The organism is Caballeronia insecticola, assembly GCF_000402035.1.
Lineage (GTDB): Bacteria > Pseudomonadota > Gammaproteobacteria > Burkholderiales > Burkholderiaceae > Caballeronia > Caballeronia insecticola.
Genome location: NC_021294.1, coordinates 694,101 through 718,079, shown reverse-complemented (window position 1 = coordinate 718,079; position 23,979 = coordinate 694,101). Strand labels below are relative to the sequence as shown.

The 23,979-nt window shown below is 63.6% G+C and carries 22 protein-coding genes; 6 read left to right on the top strand and 16 right to left on the bottom strand.

Features of this window, described 5'->3' with window-relative positions; all coding sequences use genetic code 11:
* Window positions 1-40: 40 nt before the first annotated feature.
* A complete protein-coding gene (locus BRPE64_RS17400) occupies window positions 41-1,417 on the top strand; it encodes an MFS transporter (protein ID WP_044042742.1) in 1,377 nt (458 codons plus the stop codon).
* A 27-nt stretch (window positions 1,418-1,444) separates the two neighbouring features.
* Here BRPE64_RS17400 and BRPE64_RS17395 read toward each other — a convergent pair whose 3' ends face one another.
* Window positions 1,445-1,684, bottom strand: a complete 240-nt coding sequence (locus tag BRPE64_RS17395) for a hypothetical protein (protein ID WP_051180451.1) — start codon at window positions 1,682-1,684, stop codon at window positions 1,445-1,447.
* Between the two features lie 273 nt (window positions 1,685-1,957).
* Here BRPE64_RS17395 and BRPE64_RS17390 point away from each other — a divergent pair, with 273 nt between their 5' ends.
* The gene (locus BRPE64_RS17390; protein ID WP_016354804.1) at window positions 1,958-2,959 is read left to right on the top strand and encodes a hypothetical protein; all 1,002 of its coding nucleotides are present in this window, start codon (window positions 1,958-1,960) and stop codon (window positions 2,957-2,959) included.
* On the opposite strand, the gene BRPE64_RS17385 is transcribed toward BRPE64_RS17390, so the two are convergent.
* The 8 genes from BRPE64_RS17385 to BRPE64_RS17350 form a co-directional block, all read right to left on the bottom strand.
* Window positions 2,956-5,361 (bottom strand): DNA polymerase II, encoded by a 2,406-nt coding sequence (locus BRPE64_RS17385; RefSeq protein WP_016354803.1) that lies wholly within the window; start codon window positions 5,359-5,361, stop codon window positions 2,956-2,958. The two genes, BRPE64_RS17390 and BRPE64_RS17385, sit on opposite strands and share 4 nt — an antisense overlap.
* Window positions 5,362-5,529: 168 nt before the next feature.
* Entirely contained in the window at window positions 5,530-6,192 is a 663-nt protein-coding gene (gene flhC, locus BRPE64_RS17380) for a flagellar transcriptional regulator FlhC (RefSeq protein WP_016354802.1), read from the bottom strand.
* Between the two features lie 18 nt (window positions 6,193-6,210).
* Entirely contained in the window at window positions 6,211-6,528 is a 318-nt protein-coding gene (gene flhD / locus BRPE64_RS17375; protein WP_014250878.1) for a flagellar transcriptional regulator FlhD, read from the bottom strand.
* A gap of 537 nt (window positions 6,529-7,065) precedes the next feature.
* A complete protein-coding gene (locus BRPE64_RS17370) occupies window positions 7,066-8,139 on the bottom strand; it encodes a purine-nucleoside phosphorylase (RefSeq protein ID WP_232519261.1) in 1,074 nt (357 codons plus the stop codon).
* A 194-nt stretch (window positions 8,140-8,333) separates the two neighbouring features.
* Window positions 8,334-10,877, bottom strand: coding sequence for a mechanosensitive ion channel domain-containing protein (locus BRPE64_RS17365; RefSeq protein WP_016354799.1), 2,544 nt, complete (start codon window positions 10,875-10,877; stop codon window positions 8,334-8,336).
* A gap of 182 nt (window positions 10,878-11,059) precedes the next feature.
* Window positions 11,060-11,989, bottom strand: coding sequence for a cation diffusion facilitator family transporter (locus tag BRPE64_RS17360; protein ID WP_016354798.1), 930 nt, complete (start codon window positions 11,987-11,989; stop codon window positions 11,060-11,062).
* Window positions 11,990-12,012: 23 nt separating this feature from the next.
* Window positions 12,013-13,071: a selenide, water dikinase SelD gene (gene selD, locus BRPE64_RS17355; RefSeq protein ID WP_016354797.1), complete on the bottom strand. Its 1,059-nt coding sequence runs from the start codon at window positions 13,069-13,071 to the stop codon at window positions 12,013-12,015.
* 90 nt (window positions 13,072-13,161) lie between these two features.
* Entirely contained in the window at window positions 13,162-13,722 is a 561-nt protein-coding gene (locus BRPE64_RS17350) for a putative glycolipid-binding domain-containing protein (protein WP_016354796.1), read from the bottom strand.
* A gap of 235 nt (window positions 13,723-13,957) precedes the next feature.
* Between BRPE64_RS17350 and BRPE64_RS17345 the strand changes: the two genes are divergently transcribed.
* Complete coding sequence (locus BRPE64_RS17345) at window positions 13,958-14,380, top strand: BspC domain-containing protein (protein WP_044042377.1); 423 nt, start codon at window positions 13,958-13,960, stop codon at window positions 14,378-14,380.
* A gap of 2 nt (window positions 14,381-14,382) precedes the next feature.
* Here BRPE64_RS17345 and BRPE64_RS17340 read toward each other — a convergent pair whose 3' ends face one another.
* Window positions 14,383-14,907, bottom strand: coding sequence for an RrF2 family transcriptional regulator (locus BRPE64_RS17340; RefSeq protein WP_016354794.1), 525 nt, complete (start codon window positions 14,905-14,907; stop codon window positions 14,383-14,385).
* Window positions 14,908-15,315: 408 nt separating this feature from the next.
* On the opposite strand from BRPE64_RS17340, the gene BRPE64_RS17330 reads away from it, so the two are divergent.
* Complete coding sequence (locus tag BRPE64_RS17330; RefSeq protein ID WP_016354792.1) at window positions 15,316-15,543, top strand: hypothetical protein; 228 nt, start codon at window positions 15,316-15,318, stop codon at window positions 15,541-15,543.
* Between the two features lie 68 nt (window positions 15,544-15,611).
* Here the strand turns inward: BRPE64_RS17330 and BRPE64_RS17325 are convergent, their stop codons facing one another.
* The 5 genes from BRPE64_RS17325 to BRPE64_RS17310 all read right to left on the bottom strand — a co-directional run bounded on the left by BRPE64_RS17325 (window position 15,612) and on the right by BRPE64_RS17310 (window position 18,804).
* Window positions 15,612-16,406 carry an anti-sigma factor family protein gene (locus tag BRPE64_RS17325; RefSeq protein ID WP_016354791.1) on the bottom strand — a complete coding sequence of 265 codons (795 nt, stop codon included), beginning with the start codon at window positions 16,404-16,406 and terminating at the stop codon, window positions 15,612-15,614.
* The gene (locus tag BRPE64_RS17320) at window positions 16,403-16,927 is read right to left on the bottom strand and encodes an RNA polymerase sigma factor (protein WP_016354790.1); all 525 of its coding nucleotides are present in this window, start codon (window positions 16,925-16,927) and stop codon (window positions 16,403-16,405) included. The genes BRPE64_RS17325 and BRPE64_RS17320 overlap by 4 nt, the downstream gene beginning before the upstream one ends.
* A gap of 55 nt (window positions 16,928-16,982) precedes the next feature.
* A complete protein-coding gene (locus BRPE64_RS33220) occupies window positions 16,983-17,132 on the bottom strand; it encodes a hypothetical protein (protein WP_016354789.1) in 150 nt (49 codons plus the stop codon).
* A 114-nt stretch (window positions 17,133-17,246) separates the two neighbouring features.
* Window positions 17,247-17,603 carry a COG4315 family predicted lipoprotein gene (locus tag BRPE64_RS17315; RefSeq protein WP_044042740.1) on the bottom strand — a complete coding sequence of 119 codons (357 nt, stop codon included), beginning with the start codon at window positions 17,601-17,603 and terminating at the stop codon, window positions 17,247-17,249.
* Window positions 17,604-17,808: 205 nt separating this feature from the next.
* Window positions 17,809-18,804 carry an AraC family transcriptional regulator gene (locus BRPE64_RS17310; RefSeq protein ID WP_016354787.1) on the bottom strand — a complete coding sequence of 332 codons (996 nt, stop codon included), beginning with the start codon at window positions 18,802-18,804 and terminating at the stop codon, window positions 17,809-17,811.
* 220 nt (window positions 18,805-19,024) lie between these two features.
* On the opposite strand from BRPE64_RS17310, the gene BRPE64_RS17305 reads away from it, so the two are divergent.
* Both BRPE64_RS17305 and BRPE64_RS17300 read left to right on the top strand, forming a co-directional pair.
* Window positions 19,025-20,077: an aldo/keto reductase gene (locus tag BRPE64_RS17305; RefSeq protein ID WP_016354786.1), complete on the top strand. Its 1,053-nt coding sequence runs from the start codon at window positions 19,025-19,027 to the stop codon at window positions 20,075-20,077.
* Between the two features lie 414 nt (window positions 20,078-20,491).
* Entirely contained in the window at window positions 20,492-21,673 is a 1,182-nt protein-coding gene (locus BRPE64_RS17300; RefSeq protein ID WP_016354784.1) for a 4-hydroxybenzoate 3-monooxygenase, read from the top strand.
* A 54-nt stretch (window positions 21,674-21,727) separates the two neighbouring features.
* Here the strand turns inward: BRPE64_RS17300 and BRPE64_RS17295 are convergent, their stop codons facing one another.
* Entirely contained in the window at window positions 21,728-23,962 is a 2,235-nt protein-coding gene (locus BRPE64_RS17295) for an amylo-alpha-1,6-glucosidase (protein WP_016354783.1), read from the bottom strand.
* Window positions 23,963-23,979 lie beyond the last annotated feature (17 nt).

The following is a 23,979-nucleotide window of genomic DNA, read 5'->3' as shown; positions in this document are numbered from 1 at the left end:
GGCCACTCAAAAAAGCGCCGCGCCGGCGCAGGAGACACGCATGACCCAGCGATCCGCCACGCTTGCCGTGCAGACCGTGATCGACGAAGCGCCACTGTCGCGCTTCCAGATCGCAATCTTCGTGTTGTGCTTCGCGATTCTCGTGCTCGATGGATACGACACGGTCGTCGTCGGCTATATCGCGCCGGCGCTCAAGGCGCACTTCGGCGCGGCGCCCGCGCAACTCGCACCGATGTTCGGCGCGGGGCTCTTCGGCCTCACGGTCGGATCGTTCGTGTTCGGACCCGTGGCCGACCGCTTCGGCCGCAAGCCGACGCTGATCGTGTCCATCGCGCTGTTCGCGCTTTTCAGCCTGGTCTCTGCATGGGCAAACTCGATCGGGACGCTGATCGTCCTGCGCTTCGTAACCGGCCTGGGTCTTGGCGGCGCCATGCCTAACGCCTACACGCTCGCCGCGGAATATTGTCCGGCGCGCTTGCGCTCGACGCTCGTCGCGCCGATCGGCTGCGGCATCGCGGCGGGCGGCGCGCTCGGCGGACTGGCCGCGCCGCATCTGATCGGCACGTTCGGCTGGCCGTCGATGCTCGTCGCGGGCGGCATCCTGCCGCTCGTTCTGGTGTTTGTGCTGGCGCGCTGGCTGCCGGAATCGGTGCGGCATCTGGTGGCGCACGGCGCGCGTCAGGACGAAGCGCGTGCGATTCTCGCGCGCATCGCGCCGAAGATCGATTTGTCGCGCGTTCAGTTGACGCTCGGCGAAACGCCCGCGCGCGGCTTTCCGATCGGACAGTTGCTGCGGCCGGGCATCGGCGGCGGCACGCTGTTGCTGTGGATCACGGCATTCATGGCGCTGCTCGTCATCTATTTTCTTGGCAACTGGCTGCCGATTCTGATTCAGCAGAGCGGCGTGCCGTTTCGCGAAGCGTCGCTGATGACGGCGCTCTATCTCACCGGCAACAGCCTCGGCGCGATCCTGCTCGGCGTGCTGATGGACCGGTTCAATCCGCAATACGTGCTCGCGGTCGCGTTCGTGTTCGCGGCGGCGAGCCTCGCGTCGTTCGGGCATCTGGCGGGAGATCCGGCGCTTGCTTGGCTATCGCTCGTTGCGCTGTTCGTAACGGGCGTCGGCACCGGCGGCACGATGACCGGCACCAATATTCTGTCGACGGGTTACTACCCCACGGCGACGCGCGCAACCGGCGTCGCGTGGACGCTCGGCATGGGCCGCGTAGGGTCGATCGTCGGTTCGATGATCGGCGGCGCGATGCTCGCCGCCCACTGGCTGCCGCCGCGCATCTTCGAGGCGGTGGCTGTGCCGGTCGCACTTGCCGCGATCAGCGTGTGCGTGCTCGCCGCCTATCGCGCGCGCCATGCACGCCCCGACCAGACGACGAGCGAAGCGGCCGCTCACGGCACCTGAGCCCATCCCGCAACCGCGACGGCGCGCTCAACCCGACACCGCGACACGCGGTCCGCGTGCGGCGAGCCGTCCGTCGAGTTCCGCCTTGCCGTATTCGATCGCGAAATGTTCGGCGGCGTGCGCCGTCGGAAACGAGCGGAACGGGCCAATCGCGCGCCGTACGCCGCCGGGCCGCTCGATCAGCAGCGTCGCCACGAATTCGCCGGAGAGGTGCCGCACGATGGCGGAGAGCTCGCAGCCTCGATATTCGACTGGGGTGGAGTCCATCGCTGACCTCGCTTGGCTTGAACGTTCGGGGATGCTTTCAAATCTACTGAAGGTCCGCCGCGCGCGTAACCCTACGTGTGAGTGGCTGCGAACGTTGGCCGCTCGATTGTCCGTTTTCGACGGCGGCGGCGGAAAGAGCGCAAACGTTTGACTTCAACGTTGAAATTTCTGAAATGAGAGCGATTTCTGCATATTTCGTCTGAAGTCGCTATCCTGCGACGGAGAGCACCGACGAAAGATGCCGGAAATTCCCGCAATCCGACTCCGCGCGTAATGAAAAACTCCGAAGAACGACATGACCGAACCACCGCGCAGGTCATCGCGTGCGTCGCGCTGGTGGTCGCGAGCCACGGCGCTCAGGCGCAGGAGTTCTCCCTCCTGGCCGGACCACTCAAGAGCGCCAGCCAGAACACTTACTCCTGGGAAGCCAACTACCGCGAGGGACTCGGCCGCTATGCCGCATGGAGCTTCTCCTGGCTGAACGAAGGCCACATCCCGGACCATCACCGCGACGGGCAGGCCGTGCAGCTATGGGGGCGCATGCCGCTCTGGAACAATCGGCTGGAACTTTCGGCGGGCGCAGGTCCGTATCGCTATTTCGATACGAGTCAGGCGCAGGCCGGCGGCAACTATTCGAACACGCACGGCTGGGGCGGCATGTTCACGTTGCGGGCGGCGTACTACTTCGACAATCGCTGGATCGCGGAGATGAAGCTCAATCGCGTGCAGGCGTTCGGCGGCCCCGATACCACCGCGCTGCTGTTCGGCATCGGCTATCAGCTCGACGCGCCCGACGGCCCCGGCCCGCGCGCCTACGCCATTCCGCGCACAACCAACGTCACGAACAACGAAGTCACCGTGATGATCGGCACGACGATCCTCAACAGCCTCGATTCCGAATCGAATCTGGCGGAGAGCATCGAATACCGGCGCGGGCTGTGGCGTTACGTCGATTTCACCGCGTCTTATCTGCACGAAGGAGGCCATGTGCAGTCGCGACGCGACGGCATCGCCGCACAGCTCTGGGCCACGCGCGCGTTTTTCAACGACAGGCTCACGCTCGGCGTAGGCGCGGGTCCGTATCTCTCGATCACGCAGAACGACGACCTGCCCTCTAACCGTTCGGGCGATGGCCGCTTCTCGGGTCTCGTGTCGGTATCGGCGAGTTATCGGCTGACCGGCCGCTGGCTTGCTCGTGTTACGTGGAACCGCATGGTGACGCGCTATGACCGCGATGCGGACATTATCGAAGGGGGCGTCGGCCTGCGCTTCTAGAAGAGTTCCTGCTGCCCGGACATCAGCGCGGTGAAGTCGTCGCGCAAGAAAGGCAGGATGCCGTCCGCCACCGGCTGCAACTGCTTGCTCACGTAGTGTTCGTAGTCGATCGGCGCCTGACGCGCTTCGACCGGCTCGGGTCCGGCTGTCGTCATCACATAGCTGATCCAGCCGCCGTTCTGATATTGCAGCGGACGGCCCCGCCGCGCGTTGTGCTCGTCGGCGATGCGCGCGGCGCGCACATGCGGCGGCACGTTGCGATGATATTCGCCGAGCGTGCGGCGCAACCGCTTGCGATAGACGAGAAATTCGTCCATCTCGCCGCGCCGCGTGCGGCCGACGTAATCGCGCACGTATTCGTCGTAAGCCTCGCCCTTGAAGACGCGCATGTAAAGCTCTTGCTGGAAGCGTTGCGCGAGCGGCGTCCAGTCGGTGCGCACCGTCTCCAGACCCTTGTAGATGATTTCGTCGCCACCGTCCGCGCGTGTTGTCAGACCCGCGTAGCGTTTCTTGCTGCCCTCTTCCGTGCCGCGGATCGTCGGCATCAGAAAGCGTCTGAAATGCGTTTCGTATTGCAGTTCGAGCGCGCTTTCGAGACCGAACGTCTCGCGCAAATGCTCACGCCAGTAGTCGTTCACATGCACGACGAGCGCCCGGCCGATGCGCGCGGCATCGTCCTCGTCGCGCGCACGCCGCAGCCAGACGAAGGTCGAATCCGTGTCGCCGTAGATCACCGTGTAGCCGCGCGCCTCGATCAGTTCGCGCGTGCGATGCATGATTTCGTGGCCGCGCATGGTGATCGACGACGCGAGACGCGGATCGAAGAAACGGCAGCCGCTCGATCCCAGCACGCCGTAGAACGAGTTCATGATGATCTTGAGCGCCTGCGACAGCGGCTTGTTGCGCTGGCGTTTCGCCGCCTCGCGCGCTTCCCACACTTGCGCGACGATCGCGGGCAGACAATGCCCGTCGCGCGAGAAGCGTGCGCCGCGAAAGCCGGGCACGGTATCGGCGTCGTCGGGCATGGCGACGCCTTGCGCGAGTCCCGCCGGATCGATCAAAAACGTGCGGATGATCGACGGGTACAGACTCTTGTAGTCAAGCACGAGCACGGAATCATAGAGACCGGGCCGCGAATCCATGACGAAGCCGCCGGGGCTCGCTTCCTCGGGCACGTCGCCAAGATTCGGCGCAACGAAGCCGAGTCGATGCATGCGCGGCATGTACAGATGCGTGAACGCCGCGACCGAGCCGCCGCTGCGATCGGCCTGCAAGCCCGTGACGGTCGCGCGTTCCAGCAGAAACGGCAGCAGTTCGGTCTTCTCGAAGACCTTCGTGACGAGTTCGCAGTCGTTCAGGTTGTAACGTGCGAGCGCGGGCTTGTCCTCCTGAAACCGTCGCTCGATTTCGTCCATGCGTGCGTACGGACTGTCGATTGCCTTGCCTTCGCCGAGCAAGGATTGCGCGACATATTCCAGACTGAACGAAGGAAAATTCCACGTCGCGGAGCGCAGCGCCTCGATGCCGTCGATCACGAGCCTTCCCGCGATCGACACGAAGAAATGATTGCGCTTGATGCCGTGCTCGCGCCATTCGACGGCGCTGCCGTCGCGGCCGAGCGCGAGCGGCACGGCGTAGTCGTCGGCATGTTTTTGCAGCACGCGCAGGTCGAATTGCACGACGTTCCAGCCGATGATCGCATCGGGATCGTGCCGCGCCATCCATGCGTTGAAGCGGCGCAGCATGTCCCCGCGGCTCTCGCAGTAATCGAGCGCGAAATCGGGTTGCGCGGCGTTGGCGTTGGCATCGACATCGCCGTTCGGCGGCCCGAGCATATAAACCTGACGCGCGCCGCAGCCTTCGAGCGCGATCGAATAGAGTTCGCCCTTCGCACTCGTTTCGATATCCAGCGACACCAGCTTCAGCGACGGCCGGTAATCCGGTGCCGGCCTGAGTTCGCTCGCGATGTAACCGTCGCGCGCAACGCCCTCGAACGACACGGGCGCCGTGATGAAACGCTCCATCAGATAGCGTTCGTGCGGACGGATATCGGCTTCATATACGTTGATGCCCGCGTTCTTCAGGTTCTTTTCGAGCGCCAGCAACTGGCGATAGTGCGGGCAATAGAGCCCGAGCACCGGCTTCTGGCGGAAATCCTTTAGCGGAAGGTCGCGCAGTTGCGCATCGCGCGCGCCCGCGACGATTCCTTCCGCCTTCGCGCGATCCTCCGCGCGAATGAACGCCACACTGGTTTGCCGCGCGATGCGGATTTTCTGCGGGCCGTCGTCGGTGGCGAGCCAGAAATCGACTTCGGTGCCGGCCGCGGTATCGCGCCAATGACGCGTCAGCAGGAAACCCTGCCGGGTTGAAACCAAGTCGTTATGTTCGGGAGCGCGTGCCATCGAAGCATTTTACTTGCGCCCAACAAAAAGGCCCGGCGCGTCTTTGCGCGCCGGGCCGGATGAAACCAGATGAATTCGGGAAAGAGAAAAAGTAAAACGCGGTAGCGGCAAATCGGTCGTCCACCGTCTTGCGGACGGTCCCCGGAGGACGGCCGGCGCCGCTACCGCCTAAGCAGCCTGTGCGACCAGGCCCGCCCGTTGCGGCTGTAACGCCGCTACGTTAGCGAGTACCGTGTGCTCCGCGTGCTCCGGCACTTCGTTCTTCGACATCAACACCTCCAGCGCGGCTTCTTGACTGGCCTGTCTTGCGGCCGCCGCTTTCTTGGTCTTCCCCGCGCGTGACGGCGGCTGGCAGGCCCCGCACACCACGTTGTTCTGCAAATCATGTTTATGTGCGACGAACTTCCCGGTGCAGCGGCAGCATGCCGTCATCTGCAACATGCCCGCGTCGAAGAAGCGCACAAGAGTCCAGGCCCGCGTAAGGTCGAGTACCGCCTCGGCACCGCTATGGTTGCAGTGCTCGAGGTACAACCGATACCCCTTGGTCAACGCATCGAGATGCGAACAGCCGGCTTCGTTCTTGAGGAACGTATAGGTGTTATAGAAAAGCGATGCGTGGATATTGGCGAGCCACGTCATGTACCAGTCGGCCGAAAACGGCAGCATGCCCTTCGGCGGCGATACACCCTTCACTTCGCGATACAGACGAATCATGCGGTCCCGCGAGAGCGTGAGTTCGCTCTCCAGCACTTGCATGCGCGCGCCGAGCTCGATCAGCGCGATGGCGCGGAACACTTCCTGGGCGTCTTCAGTGAGGCTCTTCTTCAGCATGGCTCGCTCCGTATTCACTTAAGCGAACTGTTCGGCCGGCTGGCCAGCCAGCAGGATTGCCGCGTGCGTCGGCGCGATGTCCGCGTTCTTCGCGGGTTGCGTCAAGGCCGACAGCATCGTGTGATCGTTGAAGCGGAATGCGCAAAGCAGGTTATCCGACGACGCGAGCTTCACGACCTGAGCGAGCGTCAAGCCCGACAGCAGATCGGCGAGTTCCGCCGACAGACCGAGCCGGAACATGCCGATGGCCCGGTCCTCGCGCAACAGACGCTGCGCGAGCATGATGTACGACAAGTTGATTTCCCGGATCGATTCCAGCGTTTCGCGACCGTTCATGGTTGCAACTTCCAGTAAATCCCCGATTTCCCGCCGGCTTTTTGCCGATATCTTTTTTGTGCCTCACCGGACTAGTTCTGCCCGGCTACGTACTGCGTAATCTTTGTTTCAGTGCGTTACATCTTGTAACAACCACTGTGAGACGGATTCTAAGTACGACCAGAAACTAAAGCAAGGTCATCTCAATAATATTTTGTTGCAAACAACACTTTGTATCGGTAATTTTTTCGACGTGCTTGTTACGTCTGGTTTTGCCGGCTGATTACTATTCTTCTGATGTATTCGGCGTTGATTCGGACAAGCGCGTTTTTTGTCGGATTAATGGCTTGCCGCCAGCCTCAACGGGCGATTGCGGGATTCGGTTGACACTTCCGTCACGTATTTTCGGCGTTATTCATCTGAAGATTCAGGACAAAAAAATGCCGCGTATTCGGGTTTTACCGAGACGCGGCAGAACGAGTAATAAATACCTTAAAGCTGTTACGTCGATGTTACGGGCTTTGTTACCCGCGTTTGTAACGTCGCGCGTTACTTTTGCTACTTTTGCGGGACGCCCCGCTTCCACGCGCCCCAATGTGTAACAAGCTCTTGCACAAACGGGTTGCCGGTCCGATACAAATTTTCGATTGCCGGCGCGAAGCCGCCTTGCGCGGCGTAATTGAGGAGATTATCGGCGGCGGTCTGTCCCTCGTAAGGGCGATCGAAATCGGAACCCGCCCGTAACGCGGCCACGCGCGCCAGATCCACGCGTTTCACGCTCGCGGCGCGTTTGAGCGCCTCGAACGTCGCGTTGTCTTCCTGTTGCGTCGTGCAGTACACGCCGCGTCCGTCGGTCAAAAGGCGCGTCCACGCCCGCGCCCGCTCGCCGATATATTTGCCCGACCACCACGTGTCACCGGCGAGCGTGTCGCACTGAATCACGCGCGGCGGCTGATTGGCCGGCGCGTAGCCGAACTTCGCGCGCGCTACCTTGGCATCGTCGCTGTCGGAGAGCGTCACGTTACGCGAGATCGCGAAGGCGGCGTCGGCGAGCGTCGCGTTAAGCGCGAACACTTCCGTCCGATAGTCGAGCGGCGGTTTTTCGGCGGGCCCTTTCGTGTTGATGCCGAGAAAGCCGCTGGGCCAGTCGGCGGGTTTCTCGCGCGCGTCCAGCTCCCATTGAATGCCGAAATCGACGAGATATTTCGCCCACGCCGCCGAGCCGATGGTGCCGCGCTTCGGATCGATCCCCGCGATGCCCGCGATCAGGAAGTACGTATCGCGCAGGTCGAAGCGGTCGGAGAAGGCCAGCGCCATCATCGATGCCGCCGCGTTCGTATGGCCCATGCCGGTCGTGATGACGCAGACTTCGTCGCGGTTGCAGTGCACGTCGGGATAGTCGGGCGAAAGCCCCGGCACGCTGACCGCCTGCCACGGCCCGAGCCTGTCGAGCCAGACCTGACCTTCGGGCGCGAACATCGTGACGATCATGACCTTGACCGGGCGGCCGCCGTTGCCGTCACCGTGGCGAGCGTGATCGTCGCCGGCGCTGCGGTCCTGCTGTTGCGCGAACGCGCAACCTGTGAAGCCCGTGAAGCTCGTAATGCCGAGCGAGATCATGCTCGCGCTCATCAGCTTTTTCAGCTTTCCTGCGCGAAATTTCACTCGATGCCGTGACGTGGGGACGTGTCTCATGCGGGTTGATCCTCGTAAAGGTTCGACCTTCGAAAGAAGACCACGCCCGCTCGGGGTACGCGTACAGGGCGCGATCGGCCCGCACAATTATAGGAGCATCGATGACATGACGACCGGCAAAAACAGCCGCTTCAAGTGCCGCTTTGCGACGCGCGCGGCGGCGGCGCATTCGATGCGACATTCGGCGTGCCCGACGCTTCGCTCGTCGGATGCTGCGCGGCCCGCGAAGGCTCGCCGCGCTGATCCGCGCCGGCCTCGTCCGCGTCTTTCACGGCTTCGTGATCACGGTCGCTCACGATCACGAAGTTGCGCTGCGGATTCGCGATTTCGATGCCGCGCGCCGTGAACTCGTTGAGGATGCGCCTGTTGAATTCGCGCTGCACCGGCCAGCGCGAGCTGTCGCGGCATTGCATCTGGCCTGCGAGCGTGACGGTCGAGCCGTCGACGGCATCGACGCCCCAGAAGCTGAAGTCGGAGAGAATGCCGTCGCGGAAGGCTTCGTCTTCACGCAGCGCCGCGCCGATCTCCTTGAGCGTGGAGATGGCGAGATCGACGTCCTGACCGAGCGCAATCGACGCGCGCACCGCCGCATTGCCGATGCCCCGGTTGGTGTTGTTCACCGTCGAGACCGAACTGAACGGCACGGTGTAAAGCGAGCCGTCGCCGCCACGCAGCCGCACCGTGCGAATCGAAAGATATTCGACCGTGCCCGACACGCCCGCGAGCGTCACCCAGTCGCCGACCTGCATCGCGTTTTCCATCAGCAGGAAGATGCCGGTGATCAGATCCTGCACGAGCTTTTGCGAGCCGAAACCGAGCGCGACGCCGAAGATGCTGGCGCTCGCGAGCAGCGGCGCCGTGTTCACGCCGAGTTCCGAAAGACCCGTCAACACGACGATCATCGCGATCACGATGAACAGGCCGGAGCGCATCATCGGCAAGAGCGTGCGCAGGCGCGCCGCGCGCAGGCGTTCGCCGCTCGCGGTCCACTGTTCGAGCCGCCGTTCGACGATGATGTTCGCGCCCTCCCACACGAGCACGGCGAAGACGCCGGCCACCGCGATCGTCACGAGCGCCGACACGAGCCGGTTGCCCACGCCGCCGGAGGTGAAGAAGCGCAGGATGTCGATGCCCCACACTTGCAGCAGAAACACCACCGTGACGATGGAAATGAGCGCCTGCACGATGCGCCGCAAAGCCGGGTAATAGCGATAAGCGCGTCGGCGCAGGATGGATTGTTCGGAGACGTCGTCGTCATCGCTGCGATGAAAGAGGCGGCCCAGCGCACCGAACGCAACGATCGCCAGCACGCGCGCGCCGACCAGCACGAGCAACGACACGCCGCCGAGATGGAACAGCGTCCGATAGCCGTTCTGCACGTCGAGCGCCCACACGAACCACAGCGCGATCACGAAGAAGATGGCGACAGCGGCCCAGATATCGGCAACCCAGTTGCCGAACAGCCTGACCGAGCGATTCACCCTCGCCTGCTCGCGAATCCGCTCGGCCACCGACGTGCGGCACGCGAAGATGACATACGCGATCATCAGATGCACGAACAGCATCGTGACTTTAAGGACCGCGATGCGCGCGTCGCCGGACAGGCCGAGCGGCTCGCCCGCGTTGGCAAGCGCGATGCCCGCGCCCGCCACGTACACGACGTGCCGCACCCAGCGATGCACATAAGCCGCATAGAAATCGCGCATCTGGATAAGACGCAGCCCGGGCGCGCGCGGCGCAAGGAAGAAGCCGCTCACGATCACGATGCCGCGGCAGACCAGATAGACATCGATCAGCGAGCCCGCAACGTGCGCTTCGGGCGTGTTTTCGTCGATGAAAAAGGACATGAGCAGCGTCACGACGCCGATGAACACGACGAGCGGTACAAGCGAGAGCAGCCCGTGCACGAGCGCGCTCGGCAGACGTTGCAGCAGCGTCCAGTGGCGCGCCGCGTGACGTTGACCGCGCGCCTTGTCGACCTTGCGCTCGGCCAGATGCATCGCGGTTTCGTCGCCGCTTCGCGCCGCGATGTCTTCCGCGCGCTCGGCGGCCCGCTGTTCGTGCACGAGTTCCGGCTCCTGCACTTCGGCATCGGCGATACCGCGCGCCGCAATCTTCGCGCGTGGTGTCCGGAGCAGACGCATGCACACGAATTCGAGCAGCAACGCCGGCAGCAGCGACGCCAGCACGGTCCACGCGACATGGCCGAGCAGCATGCGCGCCGAGTCGGTCGCGGTGCGATCCTGCCACCACATCCGCACTGAACCGAAGTCGAGCAGCGCCGTGATCGAATGACGCAGTCCCGCGCCGATCTGCACGAGCCAGTGCCCCGCCTGCCGCGACAGTTGCGACGCCAGCCCGTTCGCCGTCAACGAATGCGCGAGCACGCTCGACGCACCCGAGGCGGGCGTCGCAGATGAACTCGACGCAGCTTCCGGCGCGCTTGCGGCCGGCGCCGGCGCGGCAAGCGCACCCGCAGCCGCGACGGCGCGCAACGTGTCCTCCACTTGCGAGCGTCGCGCGGGATCGTTGAGCACGGTCAACGCATCGCGCGCCTGCTGCGGCGTCAGCGCGACGGCAGGCTGCGACGCGGCTGCGGCGAAGGAATATGTCGGCAGTGCCGAGAGAAAACTCGACACGGTAACAAGCAATACGGCAAGAAGGACTTTGCGCATGGGTCGAATGAAGATCGCGAAATGACAGGGACTCGATGCGGACGATGCGCACGCCTTATGCTAACGCGATGCCATCCGCGAAGCAGAAGCGGTCGCCAATAGACGAAAAGACGACGCAGCGCGAAGTCGGCGCATTCGTGACCGGTAGCACTTGGCACTCCCGCTCGGCCACGCGCGTGAAATTACGGCGTGGTCGCGGGTTCGCCGCGGTCGCGTGCGACATCGGGTTCGAAAAAAACCCAGCGCACTTGCGGAAACGCACGCTGCAAGTCTTCTTCGATGACATTGATCGCGTCGATCATCGCGCGGCCGCTCGCGTAATCGATCATTTCCGCCTGCACCGCGACCACGACATGCTTGCCCCACTGCAACGTAATGAGACTGATGATGCGCGTGATTTCGGGCCGCGCGCGCAGATGCGCGTCGATCGCCTTGCGCACTTCCGGGCTCGCCGATTCCCCGACGATCATCGACTTCACTTCGCGCGCGACGAGATACGCGATGACCATCAGCAGCACGCCCACGCCGATCGAGCCGGCAGCATCGAAGGCGGGATTTCCGGTGAGCATCGTCATGAGCACGGCGGCGAACGCGATCGCGAGACCCAGCAGCGCCGCGACATCCTCGCCCGCGACCACGAGCAGTTCCGATTCGCGCGTCTCGCGGAACCATCGCCATAAGGACTTGTTGGGCGCGCCCTTGCGGATCTCGCGTATTGCGCCCGCGAGCGAAAACGCTTCGAGCACAACCGAGATGCCGAGAATCACGAGCGCGACGACCGGATTCGACAACGGCTCATGATGCAGCAGCCGATGCGCGCCCTCGTACACGGAAAACGCGCCGCCCACGAAGAACAACAGCAACGCGACGATCAGCGCATAGAAGTAAATCTCGCGCCCCGAGCCCAGCGGATGCAGCGCGTTCGCGGGCGCCTGCGCGCGTTTCATGCCGAAGAGCAGCAGCAACTGATTGCCGCAATCGGCGGTGGAGTGGATGGCTTCGGCGAACATCGAGCCCGAGCCGGTGAATGCCGCCGCGCCGAACTTGCACACGGCGATGCCGAAATTCGCGGCGAGCGCGTAGAAAATTGCTTTGGGTGATTCTTCGTTCATGCCGTCCTTGAGATTAGAACCGTTCAGGCTACGTCAACGCGGCTCGCGCCATCGACCATTTCGCCGATGACCGCGGCATCGTCGAAGCCGTCGGCACGGAAGATCGCGAGCACGTCGTTCACGGCTTCCGGCGCGCACGATACGAGCAGGCCGCCCGAAGTTTGCGGATCGGTGAGCAAAGCGCGCGCCTCGTCGAGCGAGGCATCGGCGAATGCGCCCAGCGTCACATCGGCGCCATAAGCGTTCCAGTTGCGTCCCGACGCGCCCGTGTAGATGCCCGCGCGCACGAACTCGCGCACCTGCGGCAGCCACGGCAGGTCCGCGTAACGAATGCGCGCCGTGAGCCGCGCCCCGCGTGCGAGTTCGAGCGTGTGGCCGAGCAGGCCGAAGCCGGTCACGTCGGTGAGCGCGTGCACGCCGTCGAGCCGGGCGAGCTCCGCGCCGGGACGATTGAGCTTGGTCGTCGCCGCGATCATGGCCGCGTAGCCGGTGGCATCGAGCTTGTCTTTCTTGAGCGCCGCCGACAGCACGCCGACGCCGAGCGGCTTGCCGAGCACGAGCACGTCGCCCGCGCGCGCCGCCGCGTTGCGCTTCACGCGCGACGGATGCACGATGCCGATCGCCGCGAGCCCGTAGATCGGCTCGACGGAATCGATCGAATGGCCGCCCGCGACCGGTATGCCCGCTTCCGCGCACACCGCTTCGCCGCCCTTCAGCACCTGCGCGATCACTTCGTGCGGCAACACGTTGATCGGCATGCCGACGAGCGCGAGCGCCAGGATCGGTTTGCCGCCCATCGCATAGACGTCGGAGAGCGCGTTGGTTGCGGCGATGCGGCCGAAGTCGAAGGGATCGTCGACGATCGGCATGAAGAAGTCCGTCGTCGCGACGATCGCCTGCTCGTCGTTGAGGCGATAGACGGCGGCGTCGTCGGCTGTGTCGTTGCCGACGAGGAGATCGGGGAACGCGGGCAGCGGCGCGGCGCGCTTCAGGAGATCGGCGAGCACGCCGGGCGCGATCTTGCAGCCGCAGCCGCCGCCGTGGGAAAGGCTCGTGAGACGGGGTGAAGTCGTATGGTTCATCGTTGAAAGGTCAGTCTGAATCGTGCAATGCAAGGCATTATCGCCGCTCGCGGTGAATGGCGTCGGGGTGATGTTTCCTGGGGAGACGTTTCATTTGATGCGCCTGAAGAGACCCGGATAGTCGACGACGAGGCCGTCCGCATCGACCGTGATATCCGCCGTGAAGCCCGTGTCGAGCCCTTCATAACGATAGCGATGATTCGGCTCGATGCACGTATACGCCTGCTCCACGGCGCTCACGCTGAGTTCGGGCACACGCACGTAGGCCACGCGAATCACGCGCCGCTCGCCGCGTTCGAGCTTCATGCGCCGGATCGGCAGCGTGTTGGTGAAAGGCGTGGCGGTGACGTCCACGTCGATGCAGCCGCGCAACGACTCGAACGGCGCGCCGTGCGCATCGCTCCACGCGTGCGCGTCGCCGTTGTTGCCGTCTTTGCGATGCAGATCGAGCGTCGCGCCGCCCGCGAGCTTCAGCGCCAGGCGCACAACCTGCCAGCGCGCGTCGCATTCGATGCGATAGACGAGGCCGAACGCGTGCGCGCCATCCTCGCCCACGACCGCGCTTTCGATCACGGTGCCCTCGCGCCTCTCGTCGAGCACGAGATGTTCGAGCCCGGTGCCGTCCTGCTGCGACCATCGCACTGCTTTCATCGCGCACCTCTTCGACATGAGTGGCCTGCATCGAAGGATACAACGCGGCGCGCATTGCTTACGACCGGCATTCGGAATGCGCGATTCGCTCGACGTCACAAAACTTCACACGGTATACTTCGCGGCATCCCTGCGCAGGCGCGCGCATCGCATACACAGCGCCACTCACGCGATCCGTGCCCCGGCGATCCGCGCTTGCCCATACGCTCCGAACGCCCTTTTTCATCGCCATCGCATGAATAAATCTCTTGCTCCCGTATTGCTGGCGCTCTCGCTCTCGGCGTCGATGTTTCAGCTCGTTCAGGCCCAGGAAACGCCGGACCTGCCGGAAGACTATTCGTATCTGACCAAGCTCCACGTGCCGGAACCGGTGGTGCAATGCGTCGCGGCCATCGACCGATGGGTGGAGAACGCGCCGAAGTACGACACGCTGATCGTGCCCGATCGTCGCGTGCTGTCGGCTACGATCGACAGCGAAACTCCGATCTTCAGTGTCGGCAATCCGATTCCGGTCGACCAGGTGATCGTGATGCGCGCGTTCGCCAAAGCGCGCGGCAAGCAGCAATGGACTCGCGTAGACAGCCGTTGCGGCGTACGCGACGGTCACGTGGTCGGCGTTTCGCTCACGCCGAACATGAAGCCGAAGATCGTTCGCTAGGGTCAACTCTTTGCGGCGCGGCGCTGGCCCGTGCGTTCGTCGAGCCACTTGACGACCTGCGGTCCGAAGGTGCGCGGCGCCTTGGCGTGAACGCGGCCCGCCAGGTCCGAGAGCCGGTCCGCCGCGAGCGCCTCGCGCATGCGCTTCTCGGCGTTCTTCATGACGGCGTGGACCGCACAGACGCCGCTCGTCGCCCAGGGCGGGGCTTCGTCGCCGAACACCGCGCAGCGCGCGCGAATCTCCCTGCAATCGAAAAGCGGCTTGTCGCCGTCGATGGCATCGACGACATCGAGCACGCTGATTTCACTCGACGGCCGCGCGAGCGCAAAGCCGCCGCGCGCGCCTTCCGTCGCCACGACGAGTCCGGCCTTGTGTAACTTCGTGAACAGCTTGGCCACATACTCGGCCGGCACGCCCTGCAGGTCGGCGAGATCGCGCACACCCGCCTCGCGCACGCCATGCGGCGGCTCGGCGAGATAGAGCATGCAGTGCAGCGCGTACTCCACGCCCGTGCTGATGTGGGACATATTCACTCCGACAGATCGAATCGTAGTTCAGGATAAACCTTCACGCGCGCGCGTGCAACAGCCACGACTCTGCAACAACGCTTTACAGACGCCCATCGTAAATATTTCACGTTATACGTTTGCTTACAAACGAACACGGCTTGTCATTTTGCGAACCGCTAAATTGGTTTCCATGGTTCACACGGAGAGAAACCAATGAAGAAGCTAGCGATCCTTGCAGCGTTGGGCGTGGTGTTAAGCAGCGCGCTGTCGGGCTGCATCGTCGTTCCGGGCGATGGCGGATATCACCATCATCGCGATTACTACCGCTATTAAACCGCTGCGAATCTTCTGAAACTCGCATCCGCTGAATCGCAGTTCAAACAGTGCGGGTGTGCTGGCTGAGCTAACGAGATAGGAGCAAACATCATGAACAAGACGAAAAAGAGCCTGCTGATCGCTTCCCTGGCCGCCGCGCTGGGTATGGGCCTCGCTAATGTCGCGTCGGCGGACGTGCATCACTATGCCCCGCAGCACGTCACCGTCGGCTGGCACGGCGATCGTTATTATGACGGTCATCGTTACTGGGAACGGCGCGAGTGGGAACGCCGGCATGAGCATCACGTGGCCCCGCCGCCGCCGCATCGCTACTATTGATTATCGCGGGACGTAAAAAAAGGCCGCAGCGAATACCATCGCTGCGGCCTTGTTGCATCGGTCGATGACTACCAGTTCTTGGGATCGCCGCCGAGTTCCTTGCACGTGTCGTACGCAATGGCCTGAAGCTTCGCTTCGCCAATTTGCCCCGACAGCGCGTAACCGACACGGTCCCACGCCCAGTAAAACGTCGTGCGCTGGCCGTCTCTCAGGGTCTTGATGCGAGTGTCGTTGCGCCGGATCGTGGCCGTTGTCATATAGAGCGTGAGCCGCTCGCCCGCCGCGTTTTGATACATGAATTGCGCCGCGGGCCCTTCTTCGTCCGGCAGCAGCCGGCCGCCAACCAGTTGAAAACCGTACTCGGTCAGCGACGGAATCGTCACCGAACGATTCAGGCGTTTCGACAGCCACGTCACGAGATGATCCTGCTGCGACGCCGCCACTTCCACCGCATGGCGCTGCTCCGGCGCGTACACGGCATATGCGATGTCGGCGCGCTCGGCGAAGCGCGGCTGTTGGTCGCCGAGCGCGGGCACGAGCATGTGCAGCAAAAATCCGCACGCCACGCCAACGATCAGAAAACACGCCGCAAGCAGATACCGCTCGCGCGCGCGCGGCTTGAGGCGGATGACCTGCGGCTCGCCCTGATCGGCGAACAGCGCCCGCAAGGCGTTGTCCTGCGCGCGATAGGCGGCAACGGTCGCACCGCTCGCGGGATCGTTCGCGATGCGTTCGGCCAGCGCGTCGCGTTCATCGGCGTGCAGTTCGTCGTCGACGTAGGCGGACAGCGCCTGCAGGTCGCGATCGGGCTTCGGGGGACCCATCGGGTCGGCGTGGTCGGATGGACGGTCCTGATTCGTCATGATCGGCTCACCACTTTCAACGACGACGCCGACGCCTTGCGGCCCGGTTCCTCGCCGAGCAGAACGCGCATGTGTTCGCGCGCTCTCGATAAGCGCGACATCACAGTTCCGGTCGGCACGTTCAACACCACGGATGCCTCCTGATAACTCATTTCCTCGACACATACGAGCAACATCACTTCGCGCTGCTCGACGGGCAGGCAATAAAGCGCGCGCTGCACGTCGCGCAATACGAGCCCGTCCACTTCGCCGCGCGGCGCGGCCATCTGCCGCCAGGGCGCGGTTTCATCGTCGACGGCGATATCGCGCCGCCCACGCAACTGATCGATATATAAATTGCGCATGATCGTGAACAGCCACGCGCGCAGGTTCGTGCCGGTGTGGAACGACTTCGAGCGATTCAGCGCGCGTTCGGTTGCGTCCTGCACGAGATCGTCGGCCCAGGCGCGATCGCCCGTCAGCGCGCGAGCGTAGCGGCGCAGCTGCGGCAAGTGCGCGAGGAGATCGCTCTCGAAGCTCAAGGCCGTGAGCCCGCTCGCGTACGGACCGCGTGCGTCGCGCGGATGGCGTGCCTCATCAGTAGCTTCCTCCGCCGGCGGGTCCGCTCGGGCTGTTCGTGCCGCCCGATCCGTTCGGCGCACTTTGCATGCCGTTCGCGCAGCCCGCCGCGCTCAGCGCGAAGCCGAGCACGATCAGGAGCGCCGTCACTCCGATCGATCGTTTCATGATCGTTACCCGTTCATAGATTGACCGGCGAACCCGCCGATTTATTCCGCGAGTTCGCCGCGAGTTCGCAGATTGCGAGTCGGCTTCAGTTCCCTTGCGCGTGTTCCGAAACGCTCAGGGCTTCACGACATGCCAGACGTCACGGAAATTGTCCCCGTTCTTGTCGCCCGGCTTCGTGTCCTTCGCGAAGCGATAGACGCGCTTGCCGTCGTAGGCCCATTGCTTGCCGCCATCGCCGGCTTCCATGGTCCATTTGCCGCTCGGCTTGTCGGAGTCGCTCGCCATCGCCGCGGGCCACGCCTGTGCGCAGCCGCCGGTGCACGCGCTCGGGCCGCCCTTGCTGTCCTTGTCGAAGGTATAGAGGGTCATGCCGTTTTCATCGACGTACATGCCGTTGGCTTCTTTGGGCGCTGCCGCGCTCGCGGACGAAGCAAAAGCGGCGGCAACGGTGGCGAGAGCGGCGACGGACATCACGATGCGCTTCTTCATTTCATCTTTCCTTGTCGTAGAAGTATCCGTAGAACGTTCGGAAGCGCTGCACTATTCCGCGGACGATGAAATAAATCGATGCGGCAGCGCCCTCGCATCGCCAGTCGGCACTTCATTCAAGACCATTCGCGCGCGCGTGGCTAGCGATTCGTCGAAATTTCGCCGCCCGACGGGACGAAGACCGCGCTCAGACGCCTGCGGCCGCCGCGTCGCGCCAGCGCCGGGTGTCGCGCAGCGGCGGCGCGCCGAAGAGGCGGCTGTACTCGCGGCTGAATTGCGACGCGCTTTCGTAACCCACGCGATGCGCGGCCGTAGCGGCATCGACGATATCGAGCAGCATCAGCCGCCGCGCTTCCTGAAGCCGCAACTGCTTCTGATATTGCAGCGGGCTCATCGCGGTCACGGCCTTGAAATGATGATGCAGCGACGACACGCTCATATGCACGTCCCGCGCGATGTCCTCCACGCGCAGCGGCTGGTCGAAGTGCTGGCGCAGCAACTGGATCGCCTTCGCGATGCGCTGCGTCTGGCTGTCCTGCAACGCGATCTGCCGCAGCCGCGCGCCGGAGCCGTTCATCAGCAGGCGATAGAGAATCTCGCGCTTCACGAGCGGCGCGAGAATGGGCACGTCCTCGGGTGAGTCGACCAGGCGCAGCAGACGCAGAACCGCGTCGAGCATCGAGTTGCCGAGGCGGTTCACGTAGAGACCGCGCGATGCGTCGGCCTGGGCGGCGGGCGGCAGCTTTTCGTCCTGGATCAGCGCCGTGATTTCCTCGACATCGAGTTCCAGCCGCATGCCGAGATAAGGCTCCGACTCGCTCGCGACCGACACCTGTCCGCACACGGGCAGATCCACCGACGACACGAGATAGTGCATCGGATCGTAGATGTAGGTTTCGTCGCCGACGATGAGGCGCTTGCTGCCCTGCGCGATCAGCGCGAGCGCGGGCGTCTGGATGCCGTGCTTCGGCCCGCCCGGATTCATGATGCGATGCAGAAAAAGCCCCGGCACCGGCGTTTCCACCGAGCCTTCGCATCCGACGGTGAAGCGATCCAGCAGCGCGACGAGATCGAGGCGGGCCTGATCCAGCGCGGCATCGGGCGCGCCGCCGCCGTTGCGCGCCTCACCGGGCTGCTCGTGACTGTCTTTTCCGGCGAGGCCGGGAGTGTCGTTCAAAGCCATGGTTTGCGGACGGTTTTTTGAGAGGATGGAAGTGTGTCTAGCTTACTCGCGCGAGCGCGGGATTGCTGCCGGTCAACCTCCGCGTTTGCAGGAACAGGCAAGGATTGAGCAGGATCAGGCTATGAACGGCGCGCCCCGCGGGACGATACTGCATTGCCGGCGCGTCCCACCTGCCTTTCAAGCAGCGAAGCCGCGCCCAATCAGCCATTCGGGAGCAATCATGCGTTACAGGAAATTCGGCAATACCGGTCTTTTCGTCTCGGAACTGTGCCTCGGCACCATGACCTTCGGCGGCGGGACTGGCGGAATCTGGGACAACATCGGTCAGTTGCAGCAGGCGGAAGCGGACAAGCTCGTCGGCCGCTCGCTCGACGCGGGCATCAATTTCATCGATACAGCCGATGTCTACGCCGACGGCCGGTCGGAAATCATCACGGGTCAGGCGCTGAAGAACCTGAAAGTGCCGCGCGAGAACGTGGTCGTTGCGACGAAGATTCTCGGCGAGACCGGCACCAAGGGCACGAACTCGCGCGGTGCGTCGCGCTATCACATCATCGATGGCGTGAAGGCGAGCCTTAAGCGGCTGCAACTCGATCATGTCGATCTGTACCAGATTCACGGCTTCGATCCCGCAACGCCGATCGAGGAAACGCTGCGCGCGCTCGACAATCTCGTGCAGCACGGACATGTGCGCTATATCGGCGTGTCGAACTGGGCGGCGTGGCAGATCATGAAGGCGCTCGGCATCTCCGAGCGGCTCGGGCTCGCGCGCTTCGAATCGCTGCAGGCGTATTACACGGTTGCGGGTCGCGATCTCGAACGCGAAATCGTGCCGCTTCTGCAAAGCGAAAACGTAGGGCTAATGGTGTGGAGTCCGCTCGCGGGCGGTCTGCTGTCGGGCAAGTTCACGCGTGACGGCGGCAAGGAAGAAGGCAGCCGACGCGCCAAGTTCGATTTTCCGCCGGTCAATGTCGAGCGTGCGTATGACTGCGTCGACGTAATGCGGCGCATGGCCGAAGGCAAAGGCGTGTCCGTCGCGCAGATCGCGCTGGCTTGGCTGCTGCATCAGAAGGTGGTGTCGAGCGTGATTATCGGCGCGAAACGGATCGAGCAACTCGACGACAACATCGCGGCGACGAAGGTGCGGCTCAATGACGACGAACTCGCCGCGCTCGATGAGGTGAGCCAGTTGCCGTCGGAATATCCGGGATGGATGCTCACGCGGCAAGGGGAATATCGGTTGAATCAGATGAAGGAGAAGGCGGCGGAGTAAGTTTTCGGTTTTCAGCCGCCCTCGATTTTGGGTGCGGCTGAAATGTTTATTCGCGTTGACGCGCTGGGGAAAGGCGTTCTGGATGAAATCGGTTTATGGCGCGGATATCGACCTCAGCCAATTCGAGAATCTGAGGCGTTGGTTTATGCGGGTCGAAGACCGGCCCGCGGTTAGGTCCATGTACGGCGCGGAAGCACTCGGTCAATGATCTGCTAAAACCGCTAATCCTGGCGCGTGCTATGGCGCCGGACTCAGGATTTACCCTGATATAAGCCCTTAAAAACGCCATTATCGACCATTTTCCGCCCTTTATCTCAAAACCAGATAGACCTTATCCTCCTTATCGCGTTGCGGCATAAGGCCGCTCTGCCGACACTGTACGCACAACATCACCACTGCCTCACGGAGACAAACATGCGTACTCAAGTCGGCATCGTCGGCGCGGGCCCGGCCGGGCTTCTTCTTTCCCATCTGCTTCATCTGCGCGGCATCGAATCGGTTGTGCTCGAATCGCGCAGCCAGAACGACATCGAATCGACGATTCGCGCCGGCGTGCTCGAACAAGGCACGATGGACCTGCTCAATCAGGTCGGTCTCGGCGCACGCATGCAGGCCGAAGGCGCGTTGCACCACGGTTTCGAGCTTGCGTTCGAGGGGCAGCGGCGCCGCATCGCGCTGACGGAACTCACCGGGCATTCGATCACGGTCTACGCACAGCACGAAGTGATCAAGGACCTCGTCGCGGCGCGTCTCGCGGCAAACGGTGCCCTGAAGTTCAACGTGTCGAACGTATCGCTGCACGATTTCCACGTAGGTAGCGATCGCAAGCCGCGCATCAAATATCAACACGAAGGCCGCAGCGAAGAACTCGAGTGCGATTTCATCATCGGCTGCGACGGCTCGCAAGGCGTCTCGCGCCAGTGCATTCCCGAAGCGGTGCGGCAGGATTATCAGCGGGTGTATCCGTTCGGCTGGTTCGGCATCCTCGTCGAAGCGCCGCCCTCTTCCGATGAGCTCATCTACGCGCGTCACGATCGCGGCTTCGCGCTCATCAGCACGCGTTCGCCGGGTGTGCAGCGCATGTACTTCCAGTGCGACCCGAAAGACTCCGTCGATGCCTGGTCCGACGACCGCATTTGGGCCGAGCTTCACGCACGCGTCGATACCGCCGACGGCTGGCAGATCACCGAGGGCAAGATCTTCCAGAGGAACATTGTCGGCATGCGCAGCTTCGTCTCGACGCCGATGCAGTCCGGCAAGCTCTTCCTCGCCGGCGACGCCGCTCACATCGTTCCGCCGACCGGCGCGAAGGGCCTGAACCTCGCGGTATCGGACGTGCGCGTGCTGACCGCCGCGCTCATCGACTTCTATAAGGAAGCCAACAGCGACAAGCTGGCGCGCTACACGGAGACGGCGTTGAAGCGCATCTGGCGCGCGGAACACTTCTCGTGGTGGATGACGCGCATGCTGCACAAGCTCGACGACACATCGCCCTTCGAGCAGCGCCTGCAAGTGGCGGAACTCGAGCACGTGACGACATCGCGTGCGGCTGCCACCGCGCTTGCCGAAAACTACGTCGGCAGCGTGGCGGTTTAACGGCAGGCTGCATGCTGCACGCCCGGCGCCTCACAGGCGTCGGGCGTTTTCGCGTCAAAGAACCGCGACGACTCGCACATCCCCTTCCACCGACGGAATCACCTGACCGCCGACGCGCCGGAACGTGATGGTCGCGATCTTGTCGCCGAGACGCAGGTCGCCGATTTCCAGCCAGTCGATGCCCTCTGGCAGTTGCGGCCGGTCGATCCGCACTTCGTCGTTGACGGCATCGACGGTCACGCCCAGACACGCTTCCAGCACCATGAACGGCGCACCCGCAGCCCACGCCTGCGGCAGGCACGCAACCGGATAAGCGATGGGCCGCTCGCCGCGCTGCCGTGTGAACCCGCAGAACAGCTCCGGCAGGCGCATATCGAAAGTGACTGCCGCCTCGAACAGCGACTGCAACAGGCCGACGGCCGCCCCGCGCTCGCCGTAACGCGCCAGACCGCGCGCGCACAGCGCCGTGTCGTGCGGCCAGACAGAGCCGTTGTGATACGACATCGGATTGAAACGCGGCTGGCCCGCCGCGAGCGTGCGCACGCCCCAGCCGGTGTGAAACAGCGTCGATTCGAGCTGGCGCGCGACCGCTTCACCGCGTGTACGGTCGACGAGATCGAACGCCAGCAGATGCCCCGCGTTCGACGCGAGCACGCGGCACAAATCGCCCTTGCCGTCCAGTGCGATGCCGTAGAAATCCATCTCCGGCATCCAGTACATTTCCTCGACGCGCTCGCGGATATGGCGCGCACGCCTGTCGAATTCGCGGGCGCTCTCCTCTTCGCCGCGTTCGCGGGCCAGCCGCGCCATCGTGGAAAACGCCGTCGATGCATATCCCTGTACTTCGACGAGCGCGATCGGTCCAACGGGAAACTTGCCGTCCGCATGGAACACGGAGTCCTGGCTGTCCTTCCAGCCCTGATTCGCAAGTCCGTGTTCGGATGCGCGCTGATAATCGAGCAGACCGTGAGGATTCTTGTCGCAATGTCGCGCGACCCATTCGGCGGCGAGTTGCAGCGCGGGCCAGATCTCGTCGAGCAGTTCGCGGTCGCCGGTGCGCTCGGCATAAGCGCCTGCCAGCACGATGAAGAGCGGCGTGCTGTCTACGCCGCCGTAATACAGCGCGAAAGGCACTTCTCCGGTCGCGGCCATTTCGCTCTTGCGGGTCTCGTGCATGATCTTGCCGATCTCGGCGTCGCGGAACGCCGAGTCCTCGCGTGCCTGATGCGCGGCCAGAAAGCGCAGCACGCCGCGCGCCAAAGTCGGATGCAGCCAGAGCATCTGCAGCGACGTGATGATCGCGTCGCGTCCGAACGCGGTCGAAAACCACGGAATACCGGCATACGGATACGGACCGGTTTCGAGATCGGTCGTGAGCAAACCGAGATCGGCCAGCGAACGGTCGATCCATTCGCTGAAGAGCGGATTACTCGAACGCACGCGCGCGCTCGCACGACGCCTGTCGCGCATCCGCCGATGCGCTTCGACCAGCGCCTCGCGAATGGCCGGTCGCCCCGATTCGGGCGCGCATTCGGCCGCTTCCGCCGCGTTGCGCTTGCTTTCCTCGCTGGCGTCGCTCAAGGCGTGCGTCACCGCCGTCACGGACAAGTAGACGGAAATCGCCGTTTCCGACTGGATGTGCAGCGCGTAGTCGGCACGCGTTGGCGAGAGTACGTCCGGGGCGGGCGTGAACTGGATGCGCGCGGTCCGCTCCACTTCGTCCAGACCGACATAGCGCAGCACCACTTCACCGTTCTCGACCGCCGGCGGCCGCAGAGTGCCGCGCTTGCCGCGCTTTGCGCCGCGCACTTCGAACATGTCGAGAAAGTCCGCTGCGAAGGAAATCGACAGCGGCACGGTGGACGGCTCCGTGCCGTAGTTCGTGAGCACGATGCTCTCGTGCAGTACATGCCCCGACAACACGCGTTTGCGCTCGACGTGGATCACGCCCTCCGGCGTGTGCGCCCCGCCGATGGGCGGCAGCGGGCGGTTGGTCAGGTGCGCCGTGAAGACGGCGTTGTCGCTCGATACGCTGCCCGAAAGCAGCGACGGCGCGCGGCCTCCGAACGTGAGCACTAGTTCCGAGAGCACGCGTGTGTCGTTGACGAACAGGCCGTCGTCGCCGCCACGGATGTCGCCGTTGGCGTCGTACACGGCAAAGGTGTTGCCGGACTTCAAAACGAACTGCCGTTCGCTCGGCATGTTTGCATGCTCGGTCGGGATGAACGGCTCGTCCGTGAGTGGTTGTTGCTGCTGCACCTGCCCTTGCGACTGTTCTTTTGTATCCATTGCACCTTCCTGAAAGT